Origin of the sequence: Pseudoalteromonas sp. Z1A2, assembly GCF_011378755.1 — a bacterium.
Taxonomy (GTDB): domain Bacteria; phylum Pseudomonadota; class Gammaproteobacteria; order Enterobacterales; family Alteromonadaceae; genus Pseudoalteromonas; species Pseudoalteromonas distincta.
The window spans coordinates 15,294-28,720 of sequence record NZ_WTKX01000014.1 but is presented as its reverse complement, the minus strand read 5'-3'; the positions used below and the strand labels follow the sequence as shown (position 1 = coordinate 28,720).

The window sequence follows — 13,427 nt, the reverse complement described above, 5'->3', positions numbered from 1 at the left end:
GTTATAAACACTATATAAGTTTCTAATTTGACGATAAATATGATACTTATTTATACATTATCAACAAAGTATTGTTAAATATGGATAAGCTCACCACCATGAAGACCTTTTTAGCCGTTGTGCAAGAAGGATCATTTTCAAAAGCGGCCGATAAGCTCGATATTTCCCCGCAGTTAGTCAGCAAATATATTTCTGCGCTGGAAGATAATCTACGCACGCGTTTATTACACCGTACAACGCGAAAAGTAAGTGTTACAGAGGCTGGAAATCAATATTATCAGCGTTGTCAGCAAGTGATTATTGATATTGAAGACATGGAAAACTCACTAAACAACTTAAGCGAAAGTGTATCGGGTGTGCTTAGTATTAGTGCACCTATGTCGTTTGGTACTAAGCATTTAGCAGGTTTGTTGGTTGATTTTCAAAATCAGTATCCAAATTTAAAGTTAGATTTACGGCTCACCGACCAATATGTAGATATAGTAGAGCAGGGTATTGATATTGCTCTGCGCATTGGTGTATTAAAAAACTCAACGTTGATAGCTAAAAAAATTGCACCTATACACCTAGCGGTGTTTGCATCACCCGACTATTTAGAACGCCATGGCACGCCACAAACACTGCTAGATTTACAGTCACATAATTATTTACGCTATTCCCACAGCGAACCCACAAAGCGATTATTTGGGGTTAATGAGTTAAAAAGCGAGCTAAAGCTTGAAAGTAACTTTGTGGCTAACAATGGTGATTTGCTACTAAATACAGCCATTGCGGGTGGTGGTATTGCTATGCAGCCAACATTTATAGCAGGGGAAGCACTGGCTCAAGGTAAAGTAGTGCGCATTTTAAATGACTACGAACCCGAGCCAATGGGGCTTTACATGGTGTATGCAAACAGACAGTTTTTACCCAGTAAAGTACGTGCGTTTGTTGATTTTGCAAGTGGCTATTATGGCGATACACCTTACTGGGATTTAGGACAGTGATATATCGATAAGTAATCAATTAACATTATTTGTAGATGTAGTGCAACAAGGCTCATTTGCCAAAGCCGCAGCACTGCATGATATGGATAATTCGTCACTATCTAAGCAAATTAAAAAAGGGACAAAACACCCAATTATTATGGAAGTAAAAATCCATAATAAAATAGGAATATAATTAAAAAACAGATTCATATTACTGTGAGCGCGTTAAATTAATAACGCCCATTTTACTGTAATGGGGGTTTACAGTAATTTTTTGCGTTATACATTTAGCTCTTTTAATTTATTCCAGACGCTCTCGCCGCCAGGGTGAAGCGCTGCATGGTACCGATACGCATAATATGTAATAGGTACGCAATGATGCTTTTGGCCAACCACAACTAAACTTTTCTCTTTTAGTTCTTTAGTAATGACATAGTTTGGTAACCAAGCAATGCCATTACCCTCTAAAGCCTGTATTTTTAAAAGCTCTGTCATCGACGATACAAATACTTTTTTAAGTTTAGAGCCCGATATTATCGGCTCTAACTGCCTACCCATATAAGAATCTAAACTGTAAGCTAAGTGAGGTACAAACCCATCACTTTCTAAATTGTATATTGCCTTACCGTTTGCATTGCAGGCACTCACTGGCAATAACTCTGCACTGCCTATTTTTTGATGACTAAACGGAGGTAACTTTAATCGTTCGTTATCAAAAGCAATAAGTAGGTCACATGCGCCCTGTTCGAGCGTAGCTGTGGCTTTATCAACATCAATGGCTTCTATATTGAGGACTACTTTGCGATCACTTTTACTATGAAAGTTCGACAGCTTTAGCGCTAAAAACGTAGCTAATGAGTGCGCTGCAGCAACCTTTACTGAGTGAATTTCTTCAGAGGAGAGTTCTTCTAACATACTCACTGAGTTATTAATTTGGTTTATTAGATTACGCGCTGTTATATGAAATATTTTACCGCTTGAGGTAAGTGTAATTGGTAAGTTCTCTCTATCTATTAGCTCTGCACCTACGGCTTCTTCTAATGCTTTAATTCGTCGACTAAAAGCAGGTTGCGTTATATGCCTAAGCCTTGCGGCCTGCGAAAAGCTTTTTGTATTAGATAAGGCCAAAAAATCTTCTAACCATTTACTCTCTATATTCATAATACTCACTCAAGATATGCAATTTAAGCATGGGCAGTAAAATAATAGCATTATTCAAAACAAAAAAAACACGATAAATTTAACCCATACAGTAACAGCTTATCGGAATATAACAATGCTTAGAACACTAGGAGTATTGGGAGGAATGGGGCCTTTGGCTACCGCCTCATTTATGAATCAAGTAATTGCGTTATCACCTGCTAAGAATGATCAAGAGCACATACCTATGTTTATAAGGAATATCCCGCAAATTCCTGACAGAACAAATTTTTTAATGGGTATAGAAGATGAAAATCCATTTTTTGAGCTTAAAAAGGGTTTTAACCAACTTACTAGCTTAGGTGTAAGTTGCATTGTTATACCGTGTAATACCGCGCATTATTGGTACAACGCACTAACGCAAAATGCTGATGTGCATACCATTAGTATTGTACAAAGCGTTATTAAGCGCGCAAAGGCAACGGGCAAACGTAAGGTAGGGATATTAGCGACCACAGCCACGCTCAATATGCGGATATATCAGACGGCATTTAGTAAGCACAATATTGAATTTATTGAGCCTAACGAGCAACAGCAAACATTTATAATGCAAGGTATAACGGCGGTTAAGTCAGGAGATTTAACCTCAGGACATAATCTTTTAAAACAAAGTTATGAGCTAATGCTAGCCCACGGTGCCGATACAGTACTATTTGGTTGCACCGAAATACCGCTAGTTTTAAATGAACAAGTATTTAATTCACCCGATACATGTTTAGATACCATCGCGATTTTAGCGCAAGAGTGTGTTAATTGGGCTTATACAAGCACTCAACAATCAACCCTCTCAAGTGTGGCTTAATTAAACATTAGTTATAAATAGGTGTGCTTACACTGGTGCATTTAAGTAGCACACCTAAATAGCCAACTTACACTGGCGCGTTTTGTTCAATCAAGTTTTTAGCTTTTAACTCACTCCAAAACGCATCCGGAATAGTAACCTTCATTGAGGCTACATTAGCTTTAATTTGCTCCTCCGTGCGTGCCCCAGGAATAATTGAGGATACCGTTGAAGGCGCCTCTGCAAACTGCAGTGCAGCTGTTTTAATATCAATCCCATGTTTAGATGCAATGTCGCTTATTGCATTAAACTTTTGCTGCATAGGCCCTGGAATTTTAGGCGAGTAATTAAAGCGGTTACGACCGGCTAAAAAACCACCATTAAGCGGCGCACCAATGACTGCTGAAATACCTCGTTTATCAAGCATAGGAAAGGTTTTATCAAGTGCCTGCTTGTGATCTAAAATTGAATACTGCAGCGCTAGTAAGCAAATATCTGGGTCTGACATATCAAGCGCTTTATAAACAGCATGAGGTGTATTTACTCCAAAACCCCAGCCTTTAATTATTCCTTCATCACGCATTTTAGTCAGCTCAGGAATAGCACCTTTAGCCGCTTGATCAAAATACTTAAGCCAGTCATCTCCCATATCGCTGTTTTGTGGTGATAAATCGTGAATATAGACAATATCGAGTGAGGCGACACCAATACGATGCAAAGTATCTTCTATTGAACGGCGCGTGCCTGAGGCTGAATAATCATACTTATAATGAAACGGTGAGTGATCAGCCCAATGCCAACTATTTTCTAAAGGCTCTGCTGAAGGGGTAAGAAGGCGACCTACTTTTGAGGATAAAACATAATCTTCACGCTTTTTGTTTCGAAGTAAATCACCGAAGCGCCTTTCGCTTAAACTCAAACCGTAAAAAGGTGATGTATCAAAATGACGAATACCAGAATCCCATGCTGCATTTAGCATTGTTAAAATTTCTGTATCGCTTGATATAGTATTAAAGCCATTCCCGGCGGCAAGGCCGCCCAAGCCCATTCTTGATTCCGGCCGGTAATGCTTAGCGTTAGTAACATCGTTTGTGGGTAGAGCAGCGCTTTTATCTATTGAGCCTTTAGTTTGCATAACACTGCCGTTAGACATTTTTACCTTTAGTTGCTCAGCCAAAGCTGAAGCACTAAAAATAGAGCCTAAACTTAAAGCAGCCCCTGCTTTAATAAAATTTCTGCGAGATACCATGTGACTATTCTCCTTGAGTAGGTTAAATATCTACGCTATAAGCTAGTATAAACAACAACCAAACTCAAGCAAGAAAAAGACAATAAAAACCAATACTATCAATAAGATAGTTAAATTAACAAACACTGAACAGACGTTTGAATTTACATTTAAAACTGATTATTTTCTTTACTCGTATAGTCCTTTTAAATGCACAAAACAGTGCTCTTTAATAGCTTGATAAAAAAGCATACTTCCAAATTGGTGCACGCTTTAATACTCATTTATGCAACATAAAATGGTTAAATTTATTAAATGTGTACAAATTAGTAGACAAAACCGTAATAAATTTAAGATGCACAAATAATCTCACTAGCAAAGCGATTGCAGCAACACTTAGCTAATTTAACCGAGCGTAGTTGAAATAATTAGGGTAAATATTACTGAAGCGTTTATTTTTGAAGGTTTGCCTTGCAATACACGGCGTATTTTACTCTTTCACAATGCTATTGCTAGCAAGCTCTGTGAGTTTTATCTTGCCAAGTAACAATGTGCAGGGCAGCAAATTGCAACTAAATTCAACGTAGTTAGCGCTGAAAATAGCTGCTTAAATAGATCAATTATTCAAGTTCAGGTTACTTGAGCTTTTTAATACCAATTAACACACAGATGGCACCGCCAATAATACCCGCCCATGCTTCTATTGGTGTGTCGCCACTAAATGCACGGCTAAGCTGCGAAGCCGCCGCATCATACACGTCGTATCCCCACATAATTAAAGCGATACCTATAACGATTAAAACAATTCCTACAATCTTATTATTCATAAATACCCTTAAGGTTTAACTTACATAAACTAAATAAAAAATAAATCAGGGTTAATCTAATTCTAATTGAGCACGTTCTACGCTCTCACTAGGTAACTCTTTTTGTACCGATACACCAAGCTCTTTAAACTCTGATGCTTGTTTAATTAAATTACCTTTACCACGGTATAGCTGCGAAAATGCTTTATCATAACTTTCTTTCGCTTTATCAAGCTGCTTACCTACGCCTTCCATACTCAATAAAAAACCATTGAGCTTGTTATAAAAACGCTCCGCTCGACTTGCCAGCTCTTTTGAGTATTTGGTTTGCTCTTCAAAACGCCAAAGCTGTTTAACAATATTAAGGCTAGTAAGCAGGGTAGTGGGTGTAGCTACCAGTATATTTTTTTCTATTGCTTGTTGGTAAATATCGCTTTGATATTTGAGTGCTTCTACAAAAGCTGATTCTATTGGTACAAACATAACAACTACTTCTGGCGAGTTAATACCTGGTAAGCGGTCGTACGATTTACTCGCAAGTTCATTAATACGCGCTGTAACGGCGTTTACATGCTCTTTAATTGCTTGATTAGCATCTAGATCATTTTCAGCGTTCACGTAGCGTGTATAGGCATTTAATGAAGTTTTAGCATCAATAACTAAGTGGCGACCCTGTGGTAAGTACACAACTACATCAGGGCGCAAGCGGCCATCTTCAGTGTTAAACGACACTTCGCGCTTATAATCAACGCCTGCACGTAAGCCAGCACTATCTAATACGTTTTCGAGCATAAGCTCGCCCCAATTACCTTGGGTTTTCTTTTGCCCTTGTAGGGCGTTACTGAGCTTGTCGGCTTGATCTGTTATAGCTTGGCTTTTAGCTTGCAAATGCAGTAGCTCGGTTTTAAGTGCAGTCCGTTGTTTTATGTCTTCAACGTGCATTGATTCCATTTTTTCTCTAAAGCCTTTTAGCTCGCCTTGAACTGGTTTTAATAATTGCTCAATGCTTTCTTGATTTAAGGTTTTAAAGCTTTGTGATTTTTCTTCTAAAATTTTATTGGCTAGGTTTTCAAACTCTTTTTTGAGCGTATTTTTACTTTGCTCAATTTGCGCGAGTTGCTCGCTAAAGTTTTGCTGTTTTTGCTCAAGGGTAGTGCGCATATTATTATATTCAACATCGCGCTGATTGTATTGTTCACGAAGCGCTGCCAGCTCGCCTTCGGCTTTACGCCAAAAGTGATTGTATTGAATGCTTTGTTTTTCTTGTTCGCTAAAACGCGTTTTAAAATGCTGCGCTTCATCGCGCTGCTCTTGGTGAGTATGTTCTAGCAGTTCATGATCTTCTAGCAAGGCGCTGTATTGCAGCTCTTTATTATCAAATTGGTTTTGTAACAGGGAAAGCTGTTGCTGCTGTTCGCTTATTTGTAGATGTAGCTTTTTGCGAAGCCGTGTTGATACAGCGCCGTAAAATAGGGCGCCTAAAGCAACACCAGCACCAGCGCTTAGCCAATCAATATTAGTGAGTACTTGAGTGAGCATAAAATAAACTTATAAAATTTAGAGACATGCCATCATAACCAATAACCAACAACAGAAGTAGGGGAGTTAAGAAATTACAGACATAAAAAAACCAGCTTAAAATAAGCTGGTCAAATATTACTAAGTTAAGTAATCAAAGGGATAATCAACATGTGCCCGAGCAAGCTGCAACTTAAATACATAATCACCAAAATAACTAATATTATTGGGTGAGGCTATATAACAACAGGCATTAGAGTAGACCGGATAACAAAATAATTAATTCAAATTAATTTGCGGAAGATCATTTATTTTTATTCGGGTTGATTTAAACAAATCAAATTATGGGCATAAAAAAAGCCAGTTCAAAATGAACTGGCTCAATCATTACTAAAATTAGTAACTAAATAGGGGGAATCAACATGAAAACTTGTATTAACTGCAATTAATCAACAAGCATAATAGTAGACGCGTCTTTTTTAATTAAGTTCAAAAAAAATAAAAAACTTTTAAAATAAGTGCTGAACGCTAGATTTTAGACATAAAAAAAGCCAACTCAAAATGGGCTGGCTCAATCATTACTAAAATTAGTAACTAAATAGGGAATCAACATGAAAACTTGTATTAACTGCAATTAATCAACAAGCATAATAGTAGACGCGTCTTTTTGAATTAAGTTCATAAAAATAAAAGCTTTTAAAATAAGTGCTGCGCGCTAAATTTTAGGCATAAAAAAAGCCAACTCAAAATGGGCTGGCTCAATCATTACTAAAATTAGTAACTAAATGGGAAATCAACATGATGCTTGTGTTAACTGCAATTAATCAACAAGCATAATGATAGACGTCCGCTTTTTAATTAAGTTCATAAAAAGATCAAAAATTTTTAGATCTTTTTTAGTTTTTAATTAATGACAACATTTGCTGCTCATCAAACTTTGTAAAGCTCATTGATTTATCAGTAAATAATGCATCAACAAGGGCTTGCTTGTCTTGCTGCATTTTAAATACTTTTTGCTCTATTGAGTTACTCATTATGAGCTTATAAACAAATACAGGATTAGTTTGACCAATACGGTAGGCTCTATCAGTCGCTTGCTTTTCTACTGCGGGATTCCACCATGGATCAAAATGAATAACAGTATCTGCTTGTGTTAAGTTAAGGCCTGTTCCACCGGCTTTTAAGCTAATTAAAAACACGGATGTTTTACCACTGGTAAACTCGTCGATTACTTTATCTCGTTGACGCGTTTGCCCTGTAAGCATACTAAAGTTAATGTTTATTTCTTCAAGGCGTTGGGCTATTAAATCGAGTGCCGATGTAAACTGACTAAATATAATAATCTTACGACCCAGACTTAGCATAAGCGGCAAGTGTGTTGTTAACCATTCAAGCTTAGCGGAGCCTGCTTGAGTATCTGGATCTATTAATTTGGGGTGGCAACAAATTTGCCTTAACTTTAAAAGTGCCTCTAAAAATGCAAGCTTACTTTTTTGTGCGCCTTGTTCGGCAAATAAGTCTATTAGCTTCTCTTCTAATGAACGTGTAATGCCTTGGTACATTTCTTTTTGCTTAGACTCAAACTCAAACTCTTTTGTAAGCTCTGTTTTTTCAGGTAACTCTTGCGCTACTTGTGCTTTAGTGCGGCGCATTATAAAGGGCATAATTAACGCTTTTAACTGCTCAGCCCTCTGCATATCAGCTTCACGCTCAATAGGTGTTTGAAAGTGCTGCTTAAAGTGGGCTTGAGAACCAAGTAACGATGGCATAGCAAAATCGAGTAACGATTTAAGCTCAAGTAAATTATTCTCGATTGGAGTACCACTTAAACAAAGTTTAAAGTCGGCATTTAAGCGTTTAACTAATCGTGAGACCTGTGCGGTATCGTTTTTAATGTATTGTGCTTCATCGAGGATTATATTTTCAAAATATAATGGCGAATAATATGCAATATCACGCTTTAAAAGCGGGTATGTAGTAAGAATGCATTGCGCTTGTGCTAAGTGTTGTAAAGGATCGTTACGGTTTGATCCAAAAATAGTGGTAACTTTTAAACTTTTAGCAAACTTAGTAATTTCGTTTTTCCAATTACTCACCAAGCTAGTTGGGCACACTATAAGTGTAGGGCCTGCTTGAGGGCGGTTAAATGTACTCGCTAAAAATGCAATAACTTGGAGTGTTTTACCCAACCCCATGTCGTCAGCTAAAATACCACCTAATTGATGACGTTTTAAAAAGCTAAGCCAATCAACGCCTTGCTGTTGGTACTCACGAAGTGTTACTGAGTCATTTAAGCCATGTAATGAAACCTTAGGCATTGCCTTATCGGTATTATTTAACTCTTGTAAATATAGCTCAAGTGAATCGTCGTGAAGCTCTACGTTAATAGCTGTGTGCTTTACTAGTTCAGGTAAATACGAAAGCGGAATATTAAATTCGTCACGTGTTTTTACAAATTCAAAACGTTCTTTAAATTCGTTTAATAAGTTAATGGCAGACTTATTAATAACCCCAAATTGACGGCCAAGCGGGTAGTAATAAAACAGTTCACTTTGGCGATTCAATGACTGATAAAGCGAATCAGCATTAGTAAACAACAGCGATGCTTTTGCGTCACACAACAATACTTTGCAGTGCATTTGATGCCCTGCCGCACGGTGTACATGTAAACTCACTTCACATTGTGGATTAGGGCTCGTTACTTTACTTACACTTACTTGCCAACCGCGTTGCTTAAAGCCAGGGAATACTTCGTACATTAGCCAATGCAAATGGATTGAAGACTGCTTTGTAAATACCAGTTCACTTTGTAAACCCCCTTTACAAAATTCAAATCCTAAGTTAATTAGTTCGTTAGTTACAGTATTTTCAAATGCACTATTAATCGTACTTGCAGGTGCAGCACCTGCTAAATAGTTTTTATTTTTATACTTAAATAACAACGAAAGAGATAAACCTTGATCACCCATAGTTACTTTTAAAACAGCATTACTAGAGATTTTAGGCAATGTTGGCTGTAAATTAGTAGGGTGGGGTATTACACCTGCACCAAAGTTATCGGCAAGCTGCTTGTATATTCTATCAAAATTAGCGTCATGCAAAGCAGGCATAGTTTGTAAATGCGCTATTTCGTCTGCACTCAATGGGGTACGAAGACGACCCGCTTTTAAATGATCTAAATCGAGATAAGTAGGCGGTGTTGTTTTTAATAAAGCCCAGTTTTGGGTTTGCTCAAGCTTAATAACTAATTGTGATAGATCTTTATCTTGCTCCCAACTAAAACTCAATGCTTGGCCAGATTGCGCTTTAATTGGCACGCGAGAGCGCTGAAAAAACAAGCGCTCAGTAGCTATCAATTGTTGTAGGGCACTAAAGCCCCATTGGCCTTTTAGCTCAATACTTCCTACTGCATTTTGTGAACGTATCCAACTAAATAATCTAAAATCACTTTCGAGTAAATCATTTGGCGTTACGAAACTATTTAACTGTTGCTCTGTGAGGTTTCGGCCTAACGTGTAATTCTTTTTAGTCTCAAAATTAGCTATTTTAGGTGTTAAAAATACTTTGTTATTTTCAATATCTAATACAAATAATAATACTTGCGACGGTGTATGTTGATCACCACTTTTAAGAGCGCTTAATTCACTAAACCAATCATTAATGAAGTAATCTTCACCGTATTCACCAGAGTGCTCTATTTTAAGCTTAAACAAAATAGCAGCTAAATGTCGGCATTTGGTTTTTGCATTACACGTACAGTGTGTATCAACAGAATAACCAGTTGGTACTTTACTGATCTCAATACGTTGGTTAAATGATGATCCGTTATCCACTTGCACGGTAGAGTCTACAACAGAAAAATTAGGGGTATGCTCTAGCCAGGTGATTTGACCTTTCTTGTAGTACTCTTTGCCTTTATCTAAGACATTTTCGCGAAAAAGTTTTTTAATAAAACGTTCAGAAAGAGGAAACTGGGTAGCCTGCTCATTTTTAATTTCTTCAAAAATAGCCATTAAATCATTTTTTGATAAGTTAGCAGACATGTCACTCTAAGCATTAAATTTTAAAAATAATTCTGCCAGTATATGCCTTATGTGCTCTGAGCTAAAGCACTATTAACAAGATATAAACTGGTTGGAGCTGATAGCTTAGTAAAAAATCGGTTTATAGGTAAAAATGAGTATAAAATTTCGTAAAATATTAGGCACTACATACAAATATAAAGATTAAACGACACGTTATAGATCACAATTTTACTAACAATAATAATAAATCAAGAGCGAATAGCTAAAAGGGGGCGATTAGTTAGTAAAAAAGTGATCTTGAAGAGGAAGTATGATTATTTAAGGTAGGATTAGGCTAGTAAAGATCAGATTTTTACTAACAAAACAATCTGTCAGATCAGTATTTAACTAAGTACATATGTCTGACAGATCATTATTTAACTAACTAATTAAAGACACTTAATAGCTTAGTTAATTGTTCTAAGCGTTTGTCTGTCATCACTTTATTGTCGATTTTGATAGACACATCACCACTTTTTAAATTACGTTGTACCGATACAAACTTATTTTCAAGCACAGCTTCACGTTTAACAGCAACTTGAGGCTCAGCAGTTAGGCATTTGGTGATTGCCATTGCACGCTTGTCGTCACTTGTAATGGCGTTTAGCTCTTCATCACTAGCTAGGTCACTAACAAGTTGATTAAACGTCTCTTGGTCTCTCTCCTTGGCGTTCATGAGCTTTTTAGCCACTTCGCGACCCACGTGATTCGCAGTAGGGTAGAGTGCAATAACTTCAGCAGGTATTTGTTCATACGCTTTAATAGCATCTGCAATGGCGGTGTGTGATACACCTTCAATTGCAGCAATCTCTCTGTAAGATCCTTTTTTACCTTGTTCAATAAGCTCATTTTTAGTTTGCTGGTAAGCTTGTCCCAGCTCCCATAAACTTGGAGCGATATATTGATCTGAAGATACAGCTAAAATTTTAGCGTCTTGCTCAGTAAAGTCACTTGAACTAAGTACTAAATAATCGGCGTTACCTAAAATACAGGCCATACGACGGCGAGAACCCGCTAAGACTAAGCTTTTATCACCCTGATCCCAAAGCAGTGCAGGGTGCTGATTACGGCCATCATCGCTAATGGCAGGTAAAATATCCGATACTGACTTTTCGTTAAGAAGTGCTTGTACACGGCGGTTTTTACCGTATACACCAGTTGTAGATTCAATGTCAGCGTGTGCGATCACTTTGCAAACAAGTGTAATTTGGCGCTCAGGATCGCTCGGTGCTGGCATGCGAATTACATCACCAGCATTTGCTTGTTCAAGTAATGCGTCAAGGCTACTACTTCCTACAGCTGTTGCAAAAGGATCTAAGCGGGTGTCATTTTTACGTTTTTTAGCCATTTTTATTTAACATCCTTACTTAGGGGTATTGAGTGTTGATTGAGTTGACTGCCAATTTGAACGAATAAGCATTTCTAGCTCATCGACCACATCTTTAATATTTTCTTGAGCGCGCATTAGTGATTCACGGCTTGCTAAGCTGTCTGACGCTTTTTGATCAAAAATAGTATTGAAAGACGAAGAGCTAGCAGTAATCGCCGAGCTGTGGTTGATTGGGTAACTCATAACTTGGCGACCGAATGCACTACGAACATCTTTAACAATATCGCGCTGTGAGTGATTACCTTTTACATAGTTGGTTACTAAAAACTGCATAAAGTCCCATCCCTCATGGCCAAGTGCCGCAACGGTATGGTAAATCTCGCCTAATCGTTTTAAATATTTATTATTAGCATCAAAGTCTACAGCTTCTGGATGAACAGGGATAAGCATCGCAGTAGAAGCCATTAATGCATTATAAAACATAAAGTTAAGAGTTGGAGCTGTATCTATTAATATAATATCAAACTCGTCTTTAACAGGGTTAATTACTTTTTCAAGTAACTTATGGTAATGACGAGTTTGCTCATAATTTGAGGTGTCTTTGAGTAATGTTGCAGTTTCGTGCTCAAAATAAAAATCGTCCATACCTGATGGTAGTACACGAATATTTGGGATATGCGTTGGTAAAAATGAGTTTGAAACAAATTCAGGCCATGTTTCGCCCTCATCCAAATCTATACAATCACGCATTAAATCACCAACAGTAATTGGGTCATGTTCGCTTGAAGGAAAAAAGCTTGAAGAAGAGCCTTGAGGATCTAAATCAATTATTCCAATGCGATAGCGCTTAATATTTGTAGTTGCCAGCGCTGCTGCAATATTAACCATGCTGGTTGTTTTGCCACAACCACCTTTGAGAGAATTAATGACAATAACTTGCAGTTTGTCATCACCAGTACGATGATCTGGTTTAATATCCATAATATCAGCCATAGCAAAAATATTTACTAATGTGTAAGCATAATGACCATTGGCGCCGCGTTTTATGTTTAAATCATCAAAGTCACCGTTGTCATGACGTCTTTTTAAAGTACGATTATTACAACCTAATAAATCGGCAGCTGCTTTTTGCGTATAAGTTCTTAATTCTTTTTCTTCTGATTTAAGATGAGCACGATAGTGCTGAATACGACCTTCTAATGATTTTTCAGCTACTTCGGCAGTTGCTTTTAAAAGCCGGTAGGTACTTAACGCGTTATTATTGATAGACATACTTTCTTCCTCAAAGTTAGGCAGTTAGTATAATGTCCATTCAAATTGCTGTAAACAACTATTTAAGACGACATGCATTTTAAAAAGAAGACATTTAAAAATACTTTTACACTTTTAATATTGCTTAGTATAAATAAAGAAGTTTAAAGGTGGTTAAATATATAAGGTAATAAAGGTTAAGGACCTTAAATTAACACATAACATTATGATTAATATAAACAATATAAAAAAAAGCAGATCAGCGTTATACTTGGTTAAGA

The 13,427-nt window shown here is 37.1% G+C and carries 10 protein-coding genes; 3 read left to right on the top strand and 7 right to left on the bottom strand.

The genetic code is table 11. The features are described 5' to 3' along the window. The first annotated feature begins 80 nt into the window (after nt 1-80). Complete coding sequence (locus GQR47_RS11125; protein ID WP_165723779.1) at nt 81-986, top strand: LysR family transcriptional regulator; 906 nt, start codon at nt 81-83, stop codon at nt 984-986. Between the two features lies 1 nt (nt 987). Continuing rightward, entirely contained in the window at nt 988-1,161 is a 174-nt protein-coding gene (locus GQR47_RS20595; RefSeq protein WP_310736006.1) for a LysR family transcriptional regulator, read from the top strand. Between the two features lie 86 nt (nt 1,162-1,247). On the opposite strand, the gene GQR47_RS11115 is transcribed toward GQR47_RS20595, so the two are convergent. Continuing rightward, nucleotides 1,248-2,129 carry a LysR family transcriptional regulator gene (locus GQR47_RS11115; protein ID WP_165723778.1) on the bottom strand — a complete coding sequence of 294 codons (882 nt, stop codon included), beginning with the start codon at nt 2,127-2,129 and terminating at the stop codon, nt 1,248-1,250. Between the two features lie 115 nt (nt 2,130-2,244). Between GQR47_RS11115 and GQR47_RS11110 the strand changes: the two genes are divergently transcribed. Next, the gene (locus tag GQR47_RS11110; protein WP_165723777.1) at nt 2,245-2,970 is read left to right on the top strand and encodes an amino acid racemase; all 726 of its coding nucleotides are present in this window, start codon (nt 2,245-2,247) and stop codon (nt 2,968-2,970) included. 67 nt (nt 2,971-3,037) lie between these two features. Here the strand turns inward: GQR47_RS11110 and GQR47_RS11105 are convergent, their stop codons facing one another. The 6 genes from GQR47_RS11105 to GQR47_RS11080 all read right to left on the bottom strand — a co-directional run bounded on the left by GQR47_RS11105 (nt 3,038) and on the right by GQR47_RS11080 (nt 13,167). Then, entirely contained in the window at nt 3,038-4,198 is a 1,161-nt protein-coding gene (locus tag GQR47_RS11105) for an aldo/keto reductase (RefSeq protein WP_024596529.1), read from the bottom strand. Between the two features lie 614 nt (nt 4,199-4,812). Further along, nucleotides 4,813-5,004 (bottom strand): DUF3185 family protein, encoded by a 192-nt coding sequence (locus tag GQR47_RS11100; protein WP_024596528.1) that lies wholly within the window; start codon nt 5,002-5,004, stop codon nt 4,813-4,815. Nucleotides 5,005-5,055: 51 nt separating this feature from the next. Continuing rightward, a complete protein-coding gene (gene rmuC, locus GQR47_RS11095) occupies nt 5,056-6,522 on the bottom strand; it encodes a DNA recombination protein RmuC (RefSeq protein WP_024596527.1) in 1,467 nt (488 codons plus the stop codon). Nucleotides 6,523-7,397: 875 nt separating this feature from the next. Further along, nucleotides 7,398-10,544: a DEAD/DEAH box helicase gene (locus GQR47_RS11090; RefSeq protein ID WP_024596526.1), complete on the bottom strand. Its 3,147-nt coding sequence runs from the start codon at nt 10,542-10,544 to the stop codon at nt 7,398-7,400. 406 nt (nt 10,545-10,950) lie between these two features. Then, a complete protein-coding gene (locus GQR47_RS11085; protein ID WP_024596525.1) occupies nt 10,951-11,913 on the bottom strand; it encodes a transcriptional regulator in 963 nt (320 codons plus the stop codon). A gap of 15 nt (nt 11,914-11,928) precedes the next feature. After that, on the bottom strand, nt 11,929-13,167 hold the full coding sequence (locus GQR47_RS11080; RefSeq protein WP_024596524.1) for an AAA family ATPase: 1,239 nt from the start codon (nt 13,165-13,167) through the stop codon (nt 11,929-11,931). Nucleotides 13,168-13,427 lie beyond the last annotated feature (260 nt).

Bases quoted from the DNA above. Each gene is read 5' to 3' on its own strand.
- rmuC (WP_024596527.1), bottom strand. From the start codon at position 6,522: ATGCTCACTCAAGTACTCACTAATATTGATTGGCTAAGCGCTGGTGCT.
- GQR47_RS11110 (WP_165723777.1), top strand. From the start codon at position 2,245: ATGCTTAGAACACTAGGAGTATTGGGAGGAATGGGGCCTTTGGCTACC.
- GQR47_RS11115 (WP_165723778.1), bottom strand. From the start codon at position 2,129: ATGAATATAGAGAGTAAATGGTTAGAAGATTTTTTGGCCTTATCTAAT.
- GQR47_RS11085 (WP_024596525.1), bottom strand. From the start codon at position 11,913: ATGGCTAAAAAACGTAAAAATGACACCCGCTTAGATCCTTTTGCAACA.
- GQR47_RS11100 (WP_024596528.1), bottom strand. From the start codon at position 5,004: ATGAATAATAAGATTGTAGGAATTGTTTTAATCGTTATAGGTATCGCT.
- GQR47_RS11125 (WP_165723779.1), top strand. From the start codon at position 81: ATGGATAAGCTCACCACCATGAAGACCTTTTTAGCCGTTGTGCAAGAA.
- GQR47_RS11080 (WP_024596524.1), bottom strand. From the start codon at position 13,167: ATGTCTATCAATAATAACGCGTTAAGTACCTACCGGCTTTTAAAAGCA.
- GQR47_RS11105 (WP_024596529.1), bottom strand. From the start codon at position 4,198: ATGGTATCTCGCAGAAATTTTATTAAAGCAGGGGCTGCTTTAAGTTTA.
- GQR47_RS11090 (WP_024596526.1), bottom strand. From the start codon at position 10,544: ATGTCTGCTAACTTATCAAAAAATGATTTAATGGCTATTTTTGAAGAA.